Source organism: Tolypothrix sp. PCC 7601 (assembly GCF_025677855.1).
In the GTDB taxonomy this organism is placed as follows: Bacteria; Cyanobacteriota; Cyanobacteriia; order Cyanobacteriales; family Nostocaceae; genus Aulosira; species Aulosira diplosiphon.
This window is the reverse complement of record NZ_CP064879.1, coordinates 8,404,318-8,426,875: the sequence shown is the minus strand read 5'-3', so window position 1 is coordinate 8,426,875 and position 22,558 is coordinate 8,404,318. Positions and strand designations below refer to the sequence as shown.

Annotated in this window: 16 protein-coding genes; 10 read left to right on the top strand and 6 right to left on the bottom strand. The window is 38.2% G+C overall.

Features of this window, described 5'->3' with window-relative positions; genetic code table 11:
• Positions 1-188: 188 nt before the first annotated feature.
• Complete coding sequence (locus HG267_RS34220; RefSeq protein WP_045870250.1) at positions 189-644, bottom strand: rhodanese-like domain-containing protein; 456 nt, start codon at positions 642-644, stop codon at positions 189-191.
• A gap of 197 nt (positions 645-841) precedes the next feature.
• Here HG267_RS34220 and HG267_RS34215 point away from each other — a divergent pair, with 197 nt between their 5' ends.
• From HG267_RS34215 to HG267_RS34200, 4 genes are all read left to right on the top strand, one after another.
• Positions 842-1,441 (top strand): helix-turn-helix domain-containing protein, encoded by a 600-nt coding sequence (locus HG267_RS34215; RefSeq protein WP_263419991.1) that lies wholly within the window; start codon positions 842-844, stop codon positions 1,439-1,441.
• Entirely contained in the window at positions 1,438-2,043 is a 606-nt protein-coding gene (locus HG267_RS34210; RefSeq protein WP_045870252.1) for a transposase, read from the top strand. The genes HG267_RS34215 and HG267_RS34210 overlap by 4 nt, the downstream gene beginning before the upstream one ends.
• Positions 2,044-3,234: 1,191 nt before the next feature.
• On the top strand, positions 3,235-3,951 hold the full coding sequence (locus HG267_RS34205) for a response regulator transcription factor (protein WP_045874146.1): 717 nt from the start codon (positions 3,235-3,237) through the stop codon (positions 3,949-3,951).
• Between the two features lie 347 nt (positions 3,952-4,298).
• Positions 4,299-5,366: a DMT family transporter gene (locus HG267_RS34200; RefSeq protein ID WP_045874145.1), complete on the top strand. Its 1,068-nt coding sequence runs from the start codon at positions 4,299-4,301 to the stop codon at positions 5,364-5,366.
• Between the two features lie 126 nt (positions 5,367-5,492).
• On the opposite strand, the gene HG267_RS34195 is transcribed toward HG267_RS34200, so the two are convergent.
• Positions 5,493-6,413, bottom strand: a complete 921-nt coding sequence (locus HG267_RS34195; RefSeq protein ID WP_045874144.1) for a DUF4351 domain-containing protein — start codon at positions 6,411-6,413, stop codon at positions 5,493-5,495.
• A 252-nt stretch (positions 6,414-6,665) separates the two neighbouring features.
• On the opposite strand from HG267_RS34195, the gene HG267_RS34190 reads away from it, so the two are divergent.
• Positions 6,666-7,535 (top strand): DUF5895 domain-containing protein, encoded by an 870-nt coding sequence (locus HG267_RS34190; RefSeq protein WP_045874143.1) that lies wholly within the window; start codon positions 6,666-6,668, stop codon positions 7,533-7,535.
• A gap of 100 nt (positions 7,536-7,635) precedes the next feature.
• Here HG267_RS34190 and HG267_RS34185 read toward each other — a convergent pair whose 3' ends face one another.
• Both HG267_RS34185 and HG267_RS34180 read right to left on the bottom strand, forming a co-directional pair.
• Positions 7,636-8,895: a murein transglycosylase A gene (locus HG267_RS34185; RefSeq protein ID WP_045874142.1), complete on the bottom strand. Its 1,260-nt coding sequence runs from the start codon at positions 8,893-8,895 to the stop codon at positions 7,636-7,638.
• Positions 8,896-9,150 carry a hypothetical protein gene (locus HG267_RS34180; protein ID WP_045874141.1) on the bottom strand — a complete coding sequence of 85 codons (255 nt, stop codon included), beginning with the start codon at positions 9,148-9,150 and terminating at the stop codon, positions 8,896-8,898.
• A gap of 369 nt (positions 9,151-9,519) precedes the next feature.
• Between HG267_RS34180 and HG267_RS34175 the strand changes: the two genes are divergently transcribed.
• From HG267_RS34175 to HG267_RS34160, 4 genes are all read left to right on the top strand, one after another.
• Positions 9,520-9,750, top strand: a complete 231-nt coding sequence (locus HG267_RS34175) for a hypothetical protein (RefSeq protein WP_045874140.1) — start codon at positions 9,520-9,522, stop codon at positions 9,748-9,750.
• Positions 9,751-10,367: 617 nt separating this feature from the next.
• Positions 10,368-13,538 carry a thioester reductase domain-containing protein gene (locus HG267_RS34170; RefSeq protein ID WP_045874139.1) on the top strand — a complete coding sequence of 1,057 codons (3,171 nt, stop codon included), beginning with the start codon at positions 10,368-10,370 and terminating at the stop codon, positions 13,536-13,538.
• Between the two features lie 464 nt (positions 13,539-14,002).
• Entirely contained in the window at positions 14,003-19,411 is a 5,409-nt protein-coding gene (locus HG267_RS34165; protein WP_045874138.1) for an ATP-binding sensor histidine kinase, read from the top strand.
• A 339-nt stretch (positions 19,412-19,750) separates the two neighbouring features.
• Positions 19,751-19,912: a hypothetical protein gene (locus tag HG267_RS34160; protein WP_210403138.1), complete on the top strand. Its 162-nt coding sequence runs from the start codon at positions 19,751-19,753 to the stop codon at positions 19,910-19,912.
• Positions 19,913-20,036: 124 nt separating this feature from the next.
• On the opposite strand, the gene HG267_RS34155 is transcribed toward HG267_RS34160, so the two are convergent.
• The gene (locus HG267_RS34155; protein WP_045874137.1) at positions 20,037-20,825 is read right to left on the bottom strand and encodes a hypothetical protein; all 789 of its coding nucleotides are present in this window, start codon (positions 20,823-20,825) and stop codon (positions 20,037-20,039) included.
• Positions 20,826-21,301: 476 nt separating this feature from the next.
• On the opposite strand from HG267_RS34155, the gene HG267_RS34150 reads away from it, so the two are divergent.
• Positions 21,302-21,580, top strand: coding sequence for a Calvin cycle protein CP12 (locus HG267_RS34150; protein ID WP_045874135.1), 279 nt, complete (start codon positions 21,302-21,304; stop codon positions 21,578-21,580).
• Positions 21,581-21,716: 136 nt separating this feature from the next.
• On the opposite strand, the gene HG267_RS34145 is transcribed toward HG267_RS34150, so the two are convergent.
• Entirely contained in the window at positions 21,717-22,532 is an 816-nt protein-coding gene (locus HG267_RS34145) for a TlyA family RNA methyltransferase (protein WP_045874134.1), read from the bottom strand.
• Between the last annotated feature and the right edge of the window lie 26 nt (positions 22,533-22,558).

Genomic DNA, 22,558 nt, shown 5'->3' with positions numbered 1-22,558 from the left:
GCAGAGAGGGAATCTATAAGTGATTAGTTAATAACTAACCACTCATGACCCATGAAAAATCTCAAGCTAAGTAAGTCGAGGGAAATAAACCAAACTATGTTAAGAAACCTATATTGGTTTGAAATCCTTGCCAATGACAAATGACCAATGACAGCCTCAGCTAGTTATCTTTAATTTCGCCGACCTACTTATACGTCTTTACTTTGAGTTTCTGTATGTTCTTTTAACCGAGATACGACGTTATAGTCACCACGACCTGGAGGGGTCATAGCTTCAATAGAACCTTCAGTTGGGCCGCCAATTGCCTTCCATGCACCAAGTCCGCCCTTTAGCTGAGATACATGCTTAAACCCAGCAGAACGCAGAGATTGTGCAGCTTGAGCACTTTGTTCTTCATTAGCACCGTAAACATAAATATCACGGCTTTTATCTATAGATGATGCAGCTCGTTCTACAACTTCATCTGTGGGCATTGGCATTGCACCCAAAATGTGACCTTCATTAAAGGATTCGCGATCGCGCACATCTAGTATTGTAAAAGCAGGTTCGCCCCATTCTAGACGAGCTTTCACAACATGAGCATCAGATTGTGGTTCAATGGGTGGCTGTTCGGGAATGATATTATCTACTAAATTGTTAGCCATAACTGTCTCTTGCTGATTACGTTAACAGCAATTTATCTAAAAAAATAGTTTGATTTTCTCTTTCCCTGGTATGAAGCTTACCAAACTCTCTCTTGAGATAGACTAGTACAACACGGCATAAATAAATAGACCATATTGGTGGGAGAATAAATAATCAGGTTAAAACCCGTTTTGGGCGCGGATTAAGGAATCAAGGTGTGGCTAGATTAAATCCTAAAATATTAAATTTAAGCGATGGCGAGCGGGATCAACTCCAACAGTTGATAAACAGACACAACACGCCGCAACAGATAGCGCTACGAGCCAAAATAATTGTCATGGGATCAGAGGGTCAAAATCATCGTGAAATCGCCCGAAATTTAGACATAAATCGTCAAACGGCGCGTTTATGGCGAAATCGGTGGTTGGAAACTGAGGGGAAAGAATTATCAATTGAGCAGAGATTACAAGACTCTGAGCGTGTTGGCGCACGCCCGAAGTTTAGTATGGAACAAGTAATCGAGTTGTTTGCATTAGCTTGTTCCCCACCATCCGATTATGGAAGACCAATAAGTCATTGGACAGCAAGAGAACTAGCGAACGAAATCATCAAACTTGGAATTATTGAAAGCATATCTGTCCGCCATGTTGGAAGATTACTTGAAGAAGCAGAACTTAAACCTCACCAGAGCCGCTACTGGTTAACCCCCCTGAGGACGAAGAATTTGACGCAAAAGTTGAAGATATTACTGGTTTATACATCAATGCGATTGAGCGGCATCTTCAGGGAGAACGTACAATATCCATTGATGAAATGACAGGAATTCAAGCTACTGAGCGCTTAGAAAAAGACTTACCTGTGCGACCAGGCAAAGTCGAAAGAAGGGAATTTGAGTATATTCGTCACGGCACGCAAAGCTTAATTGCCAGCTTTGATGTTGCCACTGGTCAAATTGTCCAGCCGACTTGTTCAGATACCAGAACGGAAGTTGATTTTGCCCTTCATGTTCGCCGAACAATTGAAACTGACAGTGATGCTAAAAAATGGCATCTGATTATGGACTGCCTTAACACTCATCAGTCTGAGTCTCTAGTTCGTTTAGTTGCACAAATTGAAGGTTTGAATATTGACCTGGGTATTAAGGGAGAAAGTGGCATCCTTAAATCAATGAAATCCCGCACTGCTTTTTTGAGTGATCCAACACACCGGATTGTGTTTCATTACACACCTAAACATTCCTCTTGGCTCAATCAAATTGAGATTTGGTTCAGTATTTTGGTTCGCAAGTTACTCAGAAGAGCCAGTTTCGTCAGTCAGGATGATTTGAAAAATCGAATCCTCAAGTTTATCGACTACTTTAATCAAACAATGGCTAAACCTTTTAAGTGGACATATAAGAGCAAAGTTTTGGCTATTTAATGGTCTGCTTATTTCCGCCGTACTGTACTAGTACCGCAAGACGGAATTCAAAATTCTCTCTTGGAAAGTTCTGATCGGAGGAAACCTCCGCTCAGACTTTCCGCAAAATTCAAAATTAAGACAGAGTAATCTTTTTGTTGATTTTGTAGACGCAAAGTGGCTTCCCGTAGGGTATGATTTGTTTCTTTATGCCGTGTTGTACTAGTACAAATAGCTCAAGTCTAAAGTCTGAACTATCAAATAAACAAAGTTTTATATTCATCCTCACAGTAATTTGTCACAGCTAATTTATTAATGCAGTGGTTGTTTTAGTCGGGCTGTGGATTTAAAATTACAAATTGAATTATGTATAAATAGTAAGTATTTCATTGATTGAGAAGAAATGCGTTAAATTTATGATTTTTTCTTTTCATTTATACGCAATCTCTGATCAATATTATTTCTTACTTTGAGGTTAGCGCTCATTTCATTGTGTAATTTTCAATATTGAATCTTAAATTAAACCATAAATGGTGTCTTTCCAGGAAAAATATATGACTGACTCCAGAATTGGAATTGACCTCAACTTTGAACCGCAATATTTCAAAAATGTATTATAAAACACTTATACAAGTAGCAAGTATTATTTAAACTGACACTTGATGAATTTTAATAACCAATAAATTGAGTTGTGTAAATGGGTAAGACAAGTTAAATAAATTACAAATTATATAAGTGAAGTCAGGCTGGCTGTTTATGATGATTTCAAGAATCAAGAATATTGTCAAAAACATTACGTTGTATTCAATTAACATTAACCAATAATTATTAGATTTTTCAAGTGTTTGAGAGCTTGCTCTCAATTGATTTCTGAGTAGAAACTTTACTGACTGGTGATTAAAAATATCACAGGCTCGGCAAAAATATTCCTTTGTAGGATAATAATTATGGTCAAGTACTTCACTAGATATATTAAAAAGTTAATTGCGGCCAAATCAAGTACTATAATGACTAATGTTTGGTGAGCAAACGCTACCTGACGACAAGTCATAAGTATATACGTAAGCACCTGAGGACAGGATGGGAATAATTCCAGCACTACATAATTTATTTCGAGTGCAAACAATCTCTGAAGGTAGCATTTCACAAAGTAGCGATCGCATATCAAATCGCCACATAGACAATAGACTATAAATAATGGGCTAGACAGTTATGGTGATGGTTCCTGCTACTAATCCCAAAGTTCTGGTTGTAGATGACGACTACGGTGTCCGAACTCTCATATATCGCTTTTTAAGTCGAAAATATCATATTGAGTCGGCAGCAGATGGTAAGACTGCTTTAAATTTATTCGATCAATTTCAACCAGATTTAGTTATCCTCGATTGGAATTTACCAGACAGCACAGGCTATACCCTTTGCCAAGAAATGCAACGGCGCACTAACGTTTTAGTGATGATACTCAGTAGCCGAACTGACGAAGCTGATAAAATTAAAATCTTGGCTGCAGGTGCTGATGATTTTATGTCCAAACCCTTTAGCCTAGCTGAAGTAGAAGTCCGAGTCCAAGCTTTGTTGCGGCGGATGCGTACAGTCAACACCTCACCAGCACAACGCCTTGTCTTTCAACAGTTAGCAATTAATCCTGATGGGCGAGAGGTGACACTTAACGATAAACCTCTATCATTAACTGCCCTAGAATTTAATATTTTACATTTTTTGGCTAGCCACCCAGGTCAAGCGTGGAGTCGTCCTCAGCTAATCCAGAAAATTTGGGGTTGCGATTATGTGGGAGATGGAAGAGTAGTTGATGTACATATTGGTCAACTCCGCAAAAAAATGGAAGTTGATACCAATATCCCCGAATTTATTAAAACTGTTCGGGGTTACGGTTATAAGTTTGAACCCCCAGAAAAACCTCCAGAATAGAAATTCACAAATACTCAAACCCTTCTCTAATAATGACGTACTCGCATTTTCATAATTGCTAATTCAAAATTTCAAAAGTCATCGCCCAATCACCAATCAGGAAGATGGAATCAGTTTCATTTCACGTTTTCGCTTGTTCATAAATTAATTTAATGCCAAATCATAGCTAAAGCTTATTGAGATTTTAGAGATGAAATTTTGCAGAAAAGGGCACAAGCCCTTATTTTTTTGCAAATTGGCAAAATCCAAAATCTAGGTATGAGTATTGTTTTCTTCACAAAAAGACATAATTAGGTAAAATTAGTTAAAGCAATTTTGCATCTGTAAATCTAGGCATCAGCAAAACCATGCAGCTGAAAATCAGTGCATCTCGATTTCCCTTAGCTTACTTACTACTCATTGCTCCCTTTTTCTTATGGGGTACGGCAATGGTAGCAATGAAAGGAGTGATACCCCACACCACACCACTATTTATGGCAGGAGTGCGGTTGCTACCAGCTGGGATATTAATTCTCGTAGCAGCAGCGTTGATGGGTAAATCCCAACCCAAGGGATGGGGTGCATGGTTATGGATTACCTTATTTGCTTTAGTCGATGGAACTCTTTTTCAAGGGTTTTTGGCAGAGGGACTAGTGAGAACTAGCGCCGGATTGGGATCTGTGATGATTGATTCTCAACCATTGGCTGTAGCTTTACTGTCGTTATGGCTATTCCAAGAACGGATTGGTTTTTGGGGATGGCTGGGCTTAGGATTGGGAGTTTCTGGTATTAGTTTAATTGGTTTGCCCGATGAGTTGATTTTCCATCTTCTGGGTTCTGGTGTAAATGTCACAATCGGTAATTGGCAACAGTTATTTGCTAGCGGTGAGTGGTTAATGCTGCTAGCTGCGTTATCAATGGCGGTAGGAACAGTATTGATTCGGTTTGTCTGTCGTTATGCAGATCCCGTAGTAGCTACAGGATGGCACATGATTATCGGTGGATTGCCATTATGGGGGGTGTCATCAGTTGTAGAATCCCAGCAATGGCAAAATCTTGCTACATCCGATTGGCTGGCATTGGGTTATGCCACAATATTTGGTAGTGCGATCGCTTACGGATTATTTTTCTACTTTGCTTCTAGCGGTAATCTCACCAGTCTCAGTTCTCTTACCTTCTTAACACCAATTTTTGCGCTACTTTTTGGTAATCTCTTCCTCTCAGAAGTGCTTAGTCCCTTACAGTGGATGGGAGTTTTCTTAACTTTAATTAGTATTTATCTCATCAACCAGCGCGATAATTTAGCAGCCAGCAAAAAGGTTATTCTGGCTGAAGCAACTACAAATCAGCAACCTATTTTAGAAGCATCTAATGCTCAGAAACTTAGCCCTGTTACTTTAGCCGTGAGAGAATCTGAGCCTGAAGTATTACCTTAAAGTTCATCAATATTCCTAAGTGAATAGATGTGCATTGTTAGTAGCCAGTCCCGATGAAAAAATTTCACAAGCCTTGCATGAAATTTGGAATGGGATTTTTACTCAGCAACGCCACTTTCAAGATTGTTATCTATCTCCTAACCAATTCTCCAAATCCGCAACACTAGCAAAATCTAGCAACGCCTCACCCAAATCTTCTAACTCTACAACAGACAAACCCTGAATCCGTTCCTGTAATTGAGGAGTCAAAGAACCACAGCGGCGGTTTAGTTGGCGTAGAACAAGTGTTAGCGCCTCTTGCTGTCTTCCCTGCTGTTGACCCCTTTCAATTCCTTCTCTCATCCAGCTTGTGACAATTTCCATAACTTGTTCCTCTTGTCTTGGTTCAATACTAGCAAGCTGTTCTTGAAATGCTGCTAGTTCTTGAGCATTCAACTGTAGGTAGGTATCAATAAAACCAGAAATCAACTGTACTTGTGCGGGATTCAATCCCAAGCTTGCTAGTAATTGTAGTGATAGCAGCTTGACTGTGGGACGTTCTTGAGTGTCCATCCGCATTTTAGACATCAAAGCACTGGCTACAGGATTTTGGAGATTCACAAAATCCTGCCACTGTAGTCTGTTTAACTGGATGACGCGATAGTTAAATTCCAGCACTGTCCATCCAGGAAACGCGACTTGGTAAGAGTTTGGTTCTAGACGCTGCGGAGAATCATGGGAATAAATGACTACTGGATAAACTGGGAGGGCAAATTTTTCATGCAAGCGTGCGAAATAGCAGAACATTCGCTGGTTAAAATCTGCTTGGGAAGCTGACTGATGTTCTGTATGGATAATAAACAGAGCATCCTGATTTCTAAATGAGGCTCGCACAACTAAATCAACAATTTTGCGCTCACCTTCAGTCACATCGGTAAATACCTCTTGTGGTAAAAACTCCACAGAATCCCTTTCCCAGTAGGCGCTGACATCGGGAAAAAAGAGTTCGATGAACTCTGGAAAAAAATTAGTGAGTAGTTCTTTAAACAGGCGGTCATGGTCAATCATCAGCAGATTTTAGCGAATTTTGCATTTAAATTCATAAATACGTAGTAATTTGTAGCCACACATCATCAGAGAACTGCTGCAAGATATGAACTTGAGAATTGACTCGATATACTAGATAGGTGGTACAAAAGTATTATTAGTAGCCGAATTATGAAAGCAGTTAAAGATTTAACCCTTGAGGTTTAACTCTTGACTGTTTCCTGTTGACTACTGATACACTTATTTAGCAAAACACTTCGATAGCCTAAAACGATGAAAGCATCTGCTAAGTTCGACTTTGAGGACGAGAAATTTAATGCACCGCCTTCTCAAGTCATCCCCTGGTGTCAGATGATTAATCCTCGGTATGGCACAGATGGTATTCAATCTTACGGTTTGGCAATTAAGCTTGATAATGCCCAAGCTGTAGGTTTTCAGCCAGACGATAATTGGCAACAGGTAGAGCATGAATTTAGCTCTGGAGTGGAAACTGTATTTATTACTCCTACTCCCAATTTAGTGATCGTGCGACGAGGGCCATTGTCGGTAAAAGACCGAGAAACAGGTCTGAAGTTGGGTACACTTAAAGAGAATTACGATGCTTTTTTAGCAGATAAACTTAAATTTAAAACTTTTACTCGCTACTTAATTTTTATAGTTGGTGAAGATAAAAAATTTCTACATGATACACCATTACAATTAACGCTTAATGGTGCGGCTGGGGCAAGTTTTGCTAAAACTTACTGCGAATATCAACAAGGTAAAGTTGTAAGTGGTTTTGTGGCTGAATTAGAAAAGGCTTATGCTGGATATAGAAAGCAACCTGTAACGCCAAAAGGCCCATTATTCCACGCTCATGGTATTTTTTCGCCCATAATTGAATGTGAAGAAAGAGGCATTGAACCAAATACAGTACTGGTGGCTTCTACTGTAGATTTTAAACATCCAACAATTGGGACATTAACACAATATTTAATAGCTTCCGATTCGCCTGAGTCCGCAATAATTTGCAAGTCTTTTGAAGACCACAAAGAGTTTGGTAAGGAAGCTGTGAAAATAGAAACACCTAAGGTAGAAATGGCAGGTGTTTCTAGTTCTTATATTTATGCGGATGAGGATGATTTTGGTTATCCGCCGTATTAGGGATTGGGGATGAGGAGGCAGGGGGGTAGGGAGCAGGGAGCAGGGGGAGAATAAATTACCAATGCCCCATGCCCTATGCCCTATGCCCTATGCCCAATATTTATTCTTTTAAAAGTAAATAATATAATGAGCCGTTACCGCCTGTGATACCGGCGCGATCGCCTGCTAGTTTGCCGGTTCCCATGAAATAATCTACCCTTCCTGGGCCTTTGATGGCACTTCCGGTGTCTTGATCCAGTACAAAGCGGTTAACTCTACGATACTCTAAGCTACCTGAACCATTAGGATAAGGAATAGAGGCAGCAATCAAGGCTAGCGCACCTGGAGGCATCAAAGATTTATCAGTAGCAATAGAGCGCTCTGCTGTCACGGGTACATTAATACTACCTGTGGCTGCACCACCGCTGGTTTCTTTAAAGAAGACAAATCGCTCCCAGCGAGGTAGATAGTTACTTAATTCTTGGGGATTTTGATTAAAAAACTGGATTAAACGTGGCATAGTTAATCCATCAAGGGGCAATTTGCCATCTTTTGCCAGTTCTCTACCAATACTTGTCCAGGGGTAATCTGTGCCACCTGCATAACCGATAGAGGTTCTTTTACCGTCACTTAACTGGATTTGAGCAGAACCTTGGATGTGAACCATGTATGCATCGAGGCGATCGCGGAACCATAAAAGTTCTAGACCTTTTAACTGGCTTTTTTCACCAAGTAAGCCATCTTTCCCTTCTAAATCAACTCTTTTTGGGTGAGGTTTAACCCATTTATCAAAATCAGGTGGTAGGCGATAAAGGGGATACTTGTATTCAGCAGTCTTGACGCGGCTAGCTTGGTAAACTGGCTCGTAGTAAGCAGTAAATTTAACAGTACCCTTGCCGTCATTCCCTATAGATTGATACAAGGTAAACTCTCGCTGCACAGCAGCTTGTAGTTGTGCTGCTGACTTAGATTTAACCACTAACTGACGGAAGCGAATTAAACTGCGGCGCACCCGATCTAAGGTAATTTCTTTAATTGGATATTGTTGATAAGCAGCGATCGCCTTATCTTTTTCTAAGTAACTTAAGCTGTTATCAATGGCTGCTAACAGCGCTTTGCGATCGCCGCGTTTCACCCTGCTACCCCAAATTTGCTCATCCCAACCCAAACAAGCAGAGCTAGGGGTACAATTGCTTTCTAAGTCTATCGGTTTAAGTGGTAGCTCAATTTCGGGAGTGATTGGCGGTACTGGGATGGGTATCGCTGGCGGAGTCTGTTCTGGCGGTGGATAAATAGGAATCTGAGCAACAGCTGACCAAAATGTATTTAAAAATGTAATTCCTAGACTTAAAGAAAGCAAAGCAAGGGTTTTTCTGTTCATTTAGCTAAATCTTTCAACACTAGAACTAAAAATTGGTTCTACTCGAATTGCGACAACCCGAGATGGGCGTACTACCATATACTCCCCTTGAATATTCTTGATCGGCACGCTAATAAAGTCATTAGAGGCAGACTTGGGAACAAGCTCGCCACTATACCACTTCTGGAACTCTTGAATAGTAGGAAAACGTACTTCTTCGCGGTGGCCACTTTCCATTAGTAGGTAGACTGCGTATTCATTCGGTGTTCTAGGCATAAAGTTGAATCATTTGAAACACATTCAACCCATTGTTAACTACCTCACCCCAGAATGAAAAGGGGAACTATACGGTAGCAAGCAAAGCTGTCTGGAAGAGTTTTAAGTTAATAACTCACCTCTCAGCGAAACAGTTTTGAGTGTTGAGTCATGAGTGCTGGGTAAAAAACTAAAATTAATTGCACCCCTGAACAGTCTTCACTATTAACTTGTTCTTCCGCCCATGACGCTAGTTTACCTGAATCCAGTTCCCAACAAATTCTTCAGGAAAAAATCTTGTGATGGGATTGATATTTTGAGTTGTGCGGTTAATATTCGCTCAAGGGTCAAAGAGATGCGATTAATTGCGTCTCTTCTCAAAAGTCAAAAATGTTCCCTTCAGGGAATGCTAGTCGCCGACAGAGGGAAACCCTCCCGCAGTGCTGGTCTCACTTTGTCTCCCTTCCAACCAATCACGGCTTGACGTTAGATGGTTTAGCTTTGGAAACGCCGCGTTGGGAATTTAAAAATGGTGGGATGGGACAGTCTAAGGTCATGGCGATCGCTCTCAGTAAATCGGCTTCTGGTGGTATTACTTTGTTATCTATTAAGAGAGTGTGAGCGCAAGTATCTACAATACCTTTACCTCAACAGGCTGAACTTGGTGCAACCATGTAATTTGTCGTTCTTGTATCTGGGGATTTTCTGTATCTAACGCCAGTGCTAAAGTGATCGCAGATTAAACTAATACCAGCGATAACCATTAATCCTAGGGCAAAAGCCCAAATCTTTTTTTATTCGCTCATCTGGATTCAATGAAATTATTGAGCAGATACTTGTCCATTTCTATAAAAAATTAAAAAATATATAAATTCTCTCAGTAGTTACTCTTAAAGAAACAGAATAAGTAGTGAATTTACTGATAAATCAATAATTTAAAAAGCTGGTTTTGTTTTATTAATGAAGATTGAATTAACACGATTTATTTCAATAAAGTGTATGCCATAATCTATTTGGGCACTATATTAATGTGATTAAAATTCTCAGCATTTGATATACATGAAAATATTTTAATAGTAACGAACAAGGTTAATTTCTTAATTAAGAGTATTTATATCTTCAAGCAATAAATAGCTAAAACTGCTTGACATCAATCAAATGATTAGATGTCACGAAAAACAGCATTCATAAAAAGAGACTGTAGTACTAATTAAGGATAATTAATTCAATTAAGAAATATGTCTGTACAAAACAACAATTTAAAATATTTACCATCTCATTCATCGATAGTGTCCCTACTTGATTTCATTTGTCAACAATATCCAGACCAAATTGCATTAGTGCTGGAAGAGCAACAGTTGACTTATGGAGAGTTATATCAGCGAGCAGAACACTTATATCAATATTTGACAGCCAAAAATTGGTTAACATCTAACAGTTTAATTGGACTCTGTATAGAACCTTCTTTTGAAATGGTTATTGCTATCTATGCAGTTTTAAAAGCAGGTGCAGCTTTTGTTCCCCTTGATCCAGATTTACCTCGTCAGAGGCTCAGTTATATGATTGTTGATGCCAAACTAACCACTGTTTTGACACAACAAAAGTTTGCTTTTGATATTGAGCCGGCATTACGCCAGAGTGGTATTGATGGGAATATATGTTTTTTAGATACACCTTCTGTCTGGCAGGAATCAACTATACCTCTCGTCACACCTCAATTAGTAGAAGCAGAGCAACTAGCTTACATTATTTATACTTCTGGATCTACTGGTGTACCTAAAGGAGTAATGTTGACCCATGAAGGTTTACTAAATTTAGCATTAGCAAGCTGTAGTACTTTTGAAATTAAACCAGGGTTGCGTTTACTTCAGTTTGCCTCAATTAGCTTTGATGCTGCGATTTGGGAAGTAGTCACAGCCTTATGTGGTGGAGCAACTTTGGTTCTGAGTGCAAGAGAGCAAATGCTTCCTGGAAAACCGTTGGCCAATTTTATTGCTAGACAAAAAATAAATTGGGTGATGCTACCACCTTCTGTACTATCAACGCTCACTCAGTTTCGGGATCAGTTGCCTGATTTACAAACAGTGGTAGTAGGTGGCGAAGCTTGTCCCACATCACTTGCTAAGGCATGGGTTTCACCTTTGTTAGGCAAAATCAATACAATACTCAACAAGACTTGCCCAACATCACTCGCTCAATCATGGATTTCACCTCATACCCGCTTTTTCAATGCTTATGGGCCAACAGAAATCACAGTTTGTTGCACAATTTACGAGTTTCAGCCCCAGGATATTAATTTACCCATTGGTTACGCACTACCGAATGTGGAACTCTACATTCTTGATGAAGAACTCAAACTTTGTCATAGAGGTGAAAAAGGCGAGTTATATGTAGGTGGCGTAGGAGTAGCTAAAGGCTACCTTCACAAACCAGATATCACAAATGTTTCTTTTATAGATAACCCCTTTGGTGCGGGCAAGATATATAAAACTGGTGATATCGTTTATGAAGATCCTGATCATCTGGGGCTACTACATTATGCTGGTAGAACTGATAATCAAGTCAAAATACGAGGCAAGCGGATAGAATTAGAAGCTATTGAAATGGTACTTGCCCAACATCCTGGTGTACAGGCGAACACAGTGAAAGCAATTAAAACTGTACAAATAGAAACTAGCAATATACCAGGAAACTATGGGATTTCAATGCTTGTTGCCTATATCGTTCCGAAAACTGGAGAGTTTTTGACTGACAAGCATCTGCAACGATTTGCTGCGGAACAACTACCAGATTATATGGTACCTGCCCGGTTTATTTTCATTGATGAATTGCCTTTGCTACCTAACCGCAGTAAAGTAGACCGTAATGCTTTACCTGAACTACCACAAACACCATATTTTATCGCTAATACTATAGACAACGCTGTTAAAATTGCTGCGATTTTTGATCAAGCTTTACAGCTACCTACTGGCAGTTGTACTCCTGACACTAATTTCTTTCATATAGGTGGCAATTCACTCTGTATAGCCCATGTATTATATGCGATTGACCGTGATTTTAGTGTATCTCTTCCTTCTCGCTTAATTTATGAATATCCTACTCCATCCGATTTAGCAAAACTGTTAGAAAAATATAAACTCAAAATTAACAATATAGCTGATGAGCAACAGATTGACTTACAAGTAGAAGCTCAACTTTCTCCACAATTAAATATATCTGTTTGGCAACAGACACCACAAAATAAATATGATTGTGCATTAATTACAGGTGCAACAGGTTTTCTAGGAGCACACCTTTTACATGAACTTCTGCAAAAAGGTAAATATCAAAAAATTTACTGTATAGTGCGAGCAGAAAGCGATACAGTTGCAATGACAAAGCTCCTTGCAACCTTTGTTAAGTATCAGTTGCCAACAGCAGAGTTGTCACAAGTATATGCGATCGCTGGAGATATTGAGCAGCCACAATTGCAACTACCATCAGCCCTCTTTGACAAACTAGGCGAAGAAGTTGATCAAATCTATCATGTAGCTGCTGACACTAATTACATCAAACCTTATTCAGCAATTAAAAAGCCAAATGTCAATGGTACTGCTAACATAATTGCTTTAGCAGCGCACTATCGCCACAAAGTTTTGCATTACTTATCAACTCTCGCTGTCTATGGATCATTAACTTCATTACTAGGTATTAATGAAGTTGCTGAAGATTTTGATATTGATATCAGCGCACCAATTATGTCCGTGGAATGTGGCTATATACGGTCAAAATGGGTTGCTGAACGTATGGTAAAAACCGCAAGAGAACAAGGATTAGCCGTCTCTATTTACCGTCCTGGTTTTATTTCTGGACATAGGCAAACAGGCTTTGCTAACCTCAATGATACATTCTACCGCTTTATTAGAGGTTGCATTCAGATGGGTATGTACCCAGATTGGCCCGAAAAATACTGGACTCCCGTACCTGTTGACTATGTTGCTGCTTTGATAGCCTCTGTTTCCCTAGATCCAAAGCGGACAGGTGGTAATTACAATATTGTTGTCCCTCGGGAAAATGAAATAAGTAATGTGGAGATATTTGAGTTCATTAACGAGTTAGGCTATCCTTTACAAAAAATTTCACCCAAAAACTGGTTGAATGCGCTCTCCACTTTAACACCTGTTAATTCCTTGTATCCTTTGACTTCCTTCTTCCAAGAAAAAGTTTACCAAAACCGGAGCACTATTCTGGAAGTACATCACCGAACTCTTATATTAAAAGTAGATGATACGTTGAATGCCATAAAAGATTATGGCATCCAGTGCCCAACAATAGACAGAGCTTTGATTTATAAATACATGCCTAGCTTTGTTGCTGACACCTCTACAGAAGCCATAAAGGTTCATACACCATTTATAGAAGTTCCTTAGCTTAATTGTATTGGTGCGTTATAGCCTTCTCAAGACTAATATGAGGTTTTAAGAAGGCTCGATATTTCAGTATATAGTTCATAAATTTTGTTACTAAGTTATAGCTAATTGGGGGTATGACAAAATACGTGCAAAATTACCCACGTTGTAAATTTCTGTAATACAGAATCTCAAAACCTTTGATTATTCGAGATTTCAACATCCAACTTTGGTATGTCTTCAGACTAAAACATTCCCAAAAATGATTGCTTATGGGCAAGTTGCAGAAACGGAAAGTTGCAAAGAGGTGATTTTAGCGTCCAAATGAGAATTCTAAACTTATACTGTTTCTGTGGGAAACTGCGCTAAATTGTCTTAATCTCTTATTTTCTGGTGTACTTGGTGCTGTTGGGGGCTTGTTTTTTTTGTAGGCCGGCCTTCATACAAAATTGGTCTGATAAAAACTTACTAAGAAGGGTATTGTAATGCTGACATTTTCTTTTATGCAAAATTACGAAATCAACGAAATTCTCTATGAAGGAGATGATACAGTTATTTATCGTGCCAAATCAAAAATTGACAAACAATCTGTTATCTTAAAAATTCTCAAAGCACAGTATCCATCCTTAGATGCAATTATTAATTTAAAACATGAATACAAAATTACAGAGAATCTTAATTTAGAAAATGTTGTCAAAGTTTTGAGGCTAGAAAACCACGAAAATCGATTAGCACTGGTATTTGAAGATTTTGGTGGACAATCACTTAAACAACTACTTAGCACTAGGAAATTAGAGCTAGATAGTTTTATAAATATTGCATTTCAAATGACACAAGCTCTAGTGTCAGTACATAGTTATCATATCATTCATAAAGACATTAAACCAGGCAATATTATTATTAATCCGGAAACAGGTGTTGTCAAACTTACAGATTTCAGTATAGCCTCACAACTCAATAAAGAAACAACACAATTAGCTAATCCCAAAGAATTAGAAGGTACTTTGGCTTATATGTCTCCAGAACAAACTGGGAGAATGAATCGTACTCTCGACTACCGAAGTGACTTTTATTCTCTGGGTATTACCTTCTATGAAATGCTGACTGGAAAACTACCTTTTCAAAGTGATGACCCCTTGGAATTAATCTACTGCCATATTGCCAAAGAGCCTGTAGAAATTAAGGAATTAAACCCAGAAGTTCCGAATACCATTGCGGCGATTGTTGGAAAACTAATTGCAAAAAATGCTGAAGATCGTTATCAAACAGCAAAAGGACTTTTAGCAGACTTAGAAATTTGTTGGAAAGATTTAAAAACAACAGGCCAAATCATTGACTTTACACCTGGTCGTTTAGATGTTTTGAGCCAGTTGCTGATTCCTCAAAAACTTTATGGTAGAGATTCTCAAATCAATTCTCTTTTGGAGTCTTTTGAACGAGTTAGCCAGGGAAGTCGCGAACTTATATTGGTTTCCGGTTATTCAGGAATTGGGAAATCTTCTGTTGTTAACGAAGTCAATAAACCTATTACTCGCGCTCAAGGTTTCTTCATTAGTGGGAAGTTCGACCAATTTCAACGTAATATGCCCTATGCATCCCTGATTCAAGCTTTTAGTGGATTAATAAGGCAACTCTTGACTGAAAATCTCACTAAACTTGAAGAATGGCGTAGTAAGATTTTAGCGGCTGTAGGCTTTAATGGGCAAGTTATTATTGATGTAATTCCTGAATTAGAATTGATTGTAGGTAAACAACCAAACGTAGCTCAATTAGCAGCATCAGAGTCACAAAACCGCTTCAATCAGGTCTTTAGCGAATTTGTTCGTGTTTTCGCTAAAAAAGAGCATCCTCTAGTCATATTTTTAGATGATTTACAATGGGCAGACTCAGCAACTTTGAAGCTAATGGAACTGCTGATTACTGACATTAACAGCGAATATTTACTTTTAATAGGAGCTTATAGAGATAATGAAGTTAGCTCTGTACATCCATTAATTCAAACATTAGAAGAAATTCAGAAAAACAATATTATTGTTAATAATATTGTTTTACAACCGCTTTTGATAAATGATGTAAAAGATTTAGTTTCTGAGGCATTAAATGAATACTCTGATCAAATAGTAAATTTAGCAGATTTACTTTATAATAAAACGGGTGGTAATCCTTTTTTCTTAACACAGTTACTGTTAGTACTTTACCAAGAAAAATTATTAAAATTTAACTTTTTAACTGGTTCATGGCATTGGAATATCGATGAAATTCAAGCAATAGGTATTACTAATAAGAGTGTAGTAGAACTGGTAGCTAGTAGAATTCAAAACTTACCAGCGAATACACAAAATATACTAAAGTTAGCAGCATGTATAGGCAATAGATTTTCTCTAGATGTTTTGTCAATAGTAAGTGAACAATCTCCTATCAATAGTGCTAATGAGCTTGATTATGCCTTGCACTCTGGGTTAATTTTACCTTTAAATGATGCTTATCGTATACCTTTAGTTTTTGAACAAGAAGATTCAGGTAATTGGACTTTTGATAGTAAAAAAGTCGGTTATAAATTCTTACATGATAGAGTTCAGCAAGCTGCTTATTCTCTAATTCCAGAGGATAAAAAACAGGCAACTCATTTAAAAATAGGTCGGCTACTACTACAGCAGACACCATCTGAATCGCTAGTAGAAAATATTTTAGATATTGTCAACCAGCTTAATTTTGGTTTAGATTTACTTACTCAACAATCTGAAAAAGATGAACTAGCCAAACTGAATCTTATGGCTGGTAAAAAAGCTAAACAAGCTACAGCTTATGAAACTGCGGTCAAATATTTAAATACAGGTTTAGAACTTTTAGCAATAGACAGTTGGCATAAAGACTATACATTAACACTAAATTTGTATGTTGAAACTACAGAAGCAGAGTATCTAATTGGTAATTTTAATCAATCAAAATCATTAGGTGATTCAACCATTAAACAAGCCAAAAATATATTAGATAAGGTGAAGATATATGAGATAAAAATGCTAAGTTATATGGCAGAAAATCAAATGCCAAAAGTTTTAGAAATAGGTGTAGAAGTCCTCAAAGAATTAGGAGTAAAATTACCAAAACAACCAACCACAATAGATGTTATTTTAGCAATAATTCAGACTAAATTAACATTATTAGGTAAACCAATAGAAGACTTAGCTTTCTTGCCAGAAATGTCTGACCCACATAAATTAGCAGCTATGCAAATTTTGTTACAAATTGTACCTGCTGCTAGTCAAGCTGGGTCTCTAATTTTTGTACTTTCTGTATTGGCAATGGTAAGGTTATCTGTTAAATATGGCAAATCGCCTGTTTCAGCTTATGGTTATGTAGCTTACGGTTCAATTTTATCTGATAAGTTCAGTGATTTTGATGCAGGATATAAATTAGGAAAGTTAGCAGTAGAGTCCTTGGCAAATAAGAATGCTAACTCACTGAAAGCAACAGTTTACTTTGTATTTAATGCCACTATTAGATTTTTTAAAGAGCCTGTTAAAGACACAATAGCTTCTCTTGTAGAGGGGATGCATAGTGGACTGGAAATGGGAAACATAGAAAATGCTGGCTATTGTGCGGTAATTGCAGGTTACCATTCATTGCTGTCTGGAGAAAACTTAGAAATTGTAGATAAGAAGATTCTGGGCTACATCAAGTTAATGCAAAAGTTAAAACTTGAAACACTAGCAGCCGCTACAAGTATTTTTAGACAAGCCGCTTTAAATTTACAGGCTATATCATTGAATAAAGCTGCCTTAATTGGCGAAGCTTTTGATGAGAGAACGATGGCGAAAGAAGTAACAAAAAATTATTCTTTTAAAGGATTTTATTATGGATGTAAAACAATTATATGTTATTTATTTAATGAATATGATTTAGCAATAGAAAATGCATTAATAGCAGAAGAAACCCATGCTAATAATGCAGGATTACTAATTTATGTTGCCAATAATTTTTATTATTCTTTAGCTCTTTTAGCTCTCTACAATAATGCCTCAGTAGAAAAACAAAGGCAATATTTAAAACAGGTAGAGTTGAATCAAGCTCAAATGAATAAATGGATGAAACAATCATTGAGTAATTTTAAAAATAAATATGATTTAGTTGAGGCAGAGAAAGCACGAATATTAGGTAAAATCCAAGTAGCAATAGATTTATATGATATTGCTATTGCAGGAGCTAAAGAGAATGGTTATATCCAAGAAGAAGCTTTGGCAAATGAACTAGCAGCAAAATTTTATCTGAATTTGGGTAAAGAGAAGATTGCCAAAATATATATGACTGATGCCTACTATAGCTATATACATTGGGGCGCTATAGCAAAAGTGCAAGATTTGGATGAACGCTACTCTAATCTGATAATTCGTAATGAAGTTATCAAAGATATAGAAATGGATGCAACTAGAACTATTGCTACAACAAAGATTAATCACTTAGACAGTAAAAGCCACAGCAATGGTGTTTTGGATTTAGCGACTGTAGTTAGGTCTTTGCAAGCAATTAGCAGTGAAATAATTATAGATAAATTACTAAATACTCTTTTAGAAATAATTCTAGAAAATGCTGCAGCTCAAAAATGTTGCCTCATGTTAATGAGAGGGAATGAATTGTTTATAGAAGCGATAAAAACTGCAAACAATTCTTCCGTGGTTCGGCAATCTATCTCAGTTAGTGATAGTCAAGATATTCCTATTTCTATCGTTAACTATGTTACTAGAACCCAGGAACCTCTAGTGTTCAATGATGCTATTGCTGAGGCGATTTCCCAATCAGATCCTTACATCCAAGAATCTCAACCAAAATCGATTCTGTGCACTCCTATTTTTTATCATGGTAAATTCATTGGTATCTTGTATTTAGAGAATAAACTGGCGACAGATGCATTTACTAGGGATCGCATTACTATTTTGAATCTGATCACATCCCAAGCTGCTATTTCTTTAGAAAATTCGCGACTTTATCAGCAAGCACAAGACTATGGTAAGCAATTAGAAATTTCTCTCTCTGATCTCAAGCATATGCAATTGCAATTGGTACAGAGTGAAAAAATGTCTACTTTAGGTGGTTTAGTATCAGGAATAGCACATGAAATCAACAACCCAATAGGTTTTATTGCTGGTAACTTAGAACCAGCCACAGAGTACGTCCAAGATTTGCTAGGGTTAATTAGCTTGTATCAAAAGCACTATCCTGAACCTATTGCAGAAATTACCAAAAAAATTAAAGCTATAGATTTAGATTATGTGCGTGAAGACTTACCGAAACTAATTGCTTCAATGCAAGAAGGTATAAATCGCATTTATGACGTGAGTGTCAGCTTGCGTACTTTTTCTCGAGCAGACACTCAGAAAGCAATTACATGTAATATCCATGAAGTCATCGACAGTACGATTTTAATTCTCAAGCACCGTTTAAAAGCCTCAGACAGTCGTCCTGCTATTGACATAGTAAAAAAATATGGCGAACTCCCTCCAGTTCAATGTTTCCCTGGTCAACTTAGTCAGGTGTTTATGAATTTGATAGCCAATGCTATTGATGCTTTGGAAGATTCAAATATGGGACGGAGTATGGATGAAATGAAAGCCCATCCCAATTGTATTACCATAATTACCCAGCCAAGTGAAGACCAGGACAATATTGTGATTCAAATTAAAGATAATGGTCTTGGAATGACAGCAGAAGTCAAACAGAAAATTTTTGACCATTTATTTACTACTAAACCCGTAGGTAAAGGAACGGGGTTAGGATTAGCAATTTGTTATCAGATTGTGGCTGAAAAACATGGTGGAAGAATAGAGTGTATTTCTTCACCGGGAGAAGGCGCTGAATTTATCATTCAGATTCCCATCAAGGTTTTAAAGCAAGTATAAAATCAGATGTATACATACAGCACTTTTGATGTAAGTGAGGTACATCATGAGTAATGAGTAATGAGTAGGAAATTTACTTATTACTCATTACTTTTTTCAATTAGTTGCTGTACCTCATCAACATCGAATCTGCTATAGTTTTAATACCAAAAGGAATTAAGGAACCAAGACACAGGAGACAGATTTAAATCAAATCCTAGCTGTTTTCAACTTGCACAAATTGAGCATCTGGATTTTCAGCCCCTACATTCATGTTAAAGGTTTTTTCCTGCCCTCTAACGTAGGCACAGTAGTTTGCGGTCTTTCAGTGCAAGCAACAGCCCTTGGTTTATTTGCCAAATGGCAGGCTTTGATGCAGGCAAAGTAAAGGGATTATACAAGATTCCCCAAGGGTATGAACCAGTAGCTGCGATCGCACTTCACTATCCAGGCGATCCGCAAACCCCAACAAAGCTTTGTGTTCATTGGTGGTTGGGGATTGGGAAGATCAGGGGGATGTAGACGCGTAGCGGCTACTCTTACGAGAACACTTTCAGCGAACCCACAGGGTGGGAGATGAGGAAACTAATTTTGTAATTATCTGTTCCCTGTTCCCTTTTGGAAATGATCTTTCACCCTTCATCCTTTACTGAATACTTGCAAAAACAAGTTGAATAGCTTTGACTCTCCTATTTTGATCTAGCGCAATACAAGACCAACGCCAGCGTTCTGACATTAAAGGATAAGTCTGCAAGCGGGTTTGATAATAGGTGTTTTGAGGGTTTGCACATATACCAAACAAACCTATATAAACACCTCTTTGGAGATTTATGTTGCCAGCTGATAGTTCTCCAGAATCATCGCGAAAAGCCTCTACACGTGCCCACAAAATCGCTTCTTGTCCCTGCAATCCTCGATTAAGTGCTGCACGATAGGTTGTAGGGAATGCATCACTAACTCTGGGAGAGGCTTGATTCCATAAGTCAGCTGCATTTACAAATGCTTCTTCATGTTGTTCAGGATTGAGTCCTACACGCTTCATTCTCTCGAAGAGGCGGGGAATACGGCTTTTTGTGCGACTGAGACATCCAGCATCTGCATTTGCCAGATTAGAACCACCTCTTCCTTGATCCGAACACCAACCTCTATTTATCAAGCCGTTACCTGGATCAATATTTTGAAAATAGTTCTTGGTTTTGCTGCCATCAATCTGACAATTGCCCTCGGCTACACAAATAGCCAGTACTCCAACAGAAGAATTATTGGCAAATAGAGAGTCGAGTCTTCCAGAATATGAGGCGCTAATTCCTGAAATAAACCCGACACCACTAGAAAGTAAGTTAATACTAGGTGCGCTGGCGATAAAAGTACCAACAATGGTTAACAATAGGGTGCTGAGTAAATCCCAAACAATCCCTAATAACGGACGGTTCATTCTGACATTAATTACCTATCTTAACAACAAAGAAAAGATTAATTTTTGATTGCTTACCTCCATTTGTAAAGAAAAGTAAATGGCAAATATCACATTACTTATAAACAAAAAAATCTATTTAAACAACAGTGGCAAAACACCCCAAAAAGTAAAAAATATAAATCGCTTTCAGCCTCTACTGAGGCAGAATAAGCATTTTCACGCTATAACTAAGTCAGTAAAAATAGAGAAAATAGTTACTTTGTTTATCAATAATTTCTCGTATACCAAAAGATATCAGCAAATTTATATCTATTGATTGTTGTATTTTTTATATTTACTGATTATTTTTTACATCCAGCTATTTTCAGGAAATATTGAAATAATCCCTTATATTGAAGCTATTTCTAATAATATTTGTCAAAATAGAACGTACTGCGAAAGAATCTTTTACAAGCAGTCTCATTTCTATCGCAATACATAAAGGTAAAAGTATCATGCAGACAAATTTAGAAGTAGTTCAAGCTGCTGTCACTGCCGATCAAAATGGCACTAAAACTTTGCAACAAGCGATTTTAGAAGCTATTAATGAAGCCCGTTCTACCTGCGATCGCAACGGCAGTGATTCTACTAATTGCACTGTAGCATGGGAAATTGTCGAAGAATTGCAAGCTGAAAAAGCTCATCAACAACAAGCTAAAAAACGCAAAACCTTTTTAGAAAGTTACTGCGAACAACATCCAGAAGCAATCGAGTGCTTGATATACGACGTGTAGGAAGGGTCAAGGGTCAAGGGTCAAAAGTTGCAGAGACGCGATTAATCGCGTCTGTACTCAAAAGTCAAAACTTATTTTGCCGTTTTCCCTGTTGTCTTCCCAATCACCAATCACTAATCCCCAGTCCCCAGTCCCCCTATTCCCTCAAATCAGCCACAGCTGATTTAGTGATTTGCTGAATTGCTTCTAAATCTGGCGATGGTGTTTCGCTGTCCATTCTCAACCATAAAAGATATTCGATATTTCCTGCTGGCCCAGTAATGGGTGACCAAGTTAAGCCTTGGTATTTCCATCCTAATGCTTGAGCTGCTTGCAACACTTGGAAAATCGCGTCTGCTTGGTCGTTTGGATCGCGCACCACGCCTTTTTTGCCTACACGGGATTTGCCAACTTCAAATTGAGGCTTGACTAATAATACTGCTTCACGGGGTGGTTGAGTGAGTTGCCACAAGGCGGGCAAAATTTTAGCTAGGGAAATAAACGATACATCTACGACTGCTAAATCAGGTATAGGGTCAGCCTCAGCGTACAATTGCTCTGGTTGTAGCTGGCGTAAGTTGGTGCGTTCTCGCAAAATCACTCGCGAGTCATTTCGCAATCGCCAGTCAACTTGTCCATAACCAACATCAATGCCGTAAACTAATTTGGCTCCAGCTTGTAGCAGACAATCGGTAAAGCCACCTGTGGAAATCCCCCCATCTATACAAATGCGCCCTTCAACAGGAATGGCAAAGCTTTCTAAGGCTTTAACTAGTTTCTCGCCACCTCTGGAAACAAACCGCGATCGCTCTTTAATCTGAATATGAGATGTAATATCTATTTCTGTGCCAGGCTTGTCAACAACCTGCTGATTCACGCTAACTTCTCCCGCCTGGATGAGTCGCTGTGCTAAGGCGCGAGAACTACATAAACCTAATTCTACTAAGAGTGTGTCGAGTCGTTGTTTAGCCAAATAATCAACTAGATGAGCGTGAGCAT

Coding starts and splice junctions, on each gene's coding strand:
- HG267_RS34205 (WP_045874146.1), top strand. CDS start 3,235: ATGGTGATGGTTCCTGCTACTAATCCCAAAGTTCTGGTTGTAGATGAC.
- HG267_RS34180 (WP_045874141.1), bottom strand. CDS start 9,150: ATGCCTAGAACACCGAATGAATACGCAGTCTACCTACTAATGGAAAGT.
- HG267_RS34155 (WP_045874137.1), bottom strand. CDS start 20,825: ATGAACCGTCCGTTATTAGGGATTGTTTGGGATTTACTCAGCACCCTA.
- HG267_RS34200 (WP_045874145.1), top strand. CDS start 4,299: ATGCAGCTGAAAATCAGTGCATCTCGATTTCCCTTAGCTTACTTACTA.
- HG267_RS34185 (WP_045874142.1), bottom strand. CDS start 8,895: ATGAACAGAAAAACCCTTGCTTTGCTTTCTTTAAGTCTAGGAATTACA.
- HG267_RS34210 (WP_045870252.1), top strand. CDS start 1,438: ATGACAGGAATTCAAGCTACTGAGCGCTTAGAAAAAGACTTACCTGTG.
- HG267_RS34150 (WP_045874135.1), top strand. CDS start 21,302: ATGCAGACAAATTTAGAAGTAGTTCAAGCTGCTGTCACTGCCGATCAA.
- HG267_RS34195 (WP_045874144.1), bottom strand. CDS start 6,413: ATGATTGACCATGACCGCCTGTTTAAAGAACTACTCACTAATTTTTTT.
- HG267_RS34175 (WP_045874140.1), top strand. CDS start 9,520: ATGTTCCCTTCAGGGAATGCTAGTCGCCGACAGAGGGAAACCCTCCCG.
- HG267_RS34220 (WP_045870250.1), bottom strand. CDS start 644: ATGGCTAACAATTTAGTAGATAATATCATTCCCGAACAGCCACCCATT.
- HG267_RS34170 (WP_045874139.1), top strand. CDS start 10,368: ATGTCTGTACAAAACAACAATTTAAAATATTTACCATCTCATTCATCG.
- HG267_RS34190 (WP_045874143.1), top strand. CDS start 6,666: ATGAAAGCATCTGCTAAGTTCGACTTTGAGGACGAGAAATTTAATGCA.
- HG267_RS34165 (WP_045874138.1), top strand. CDS start 14,003: ATGCTGACATTTTCTTTTATGCAAAATTACGAAATCAACGAAATTCTC.
- HG267_RS34160 (WP_210403138.1), top strand. CDS start 19,751: ATGGCAGGCTTTGATGCAGGCAAAGTAAAGGGATTATACAAGATTCCC.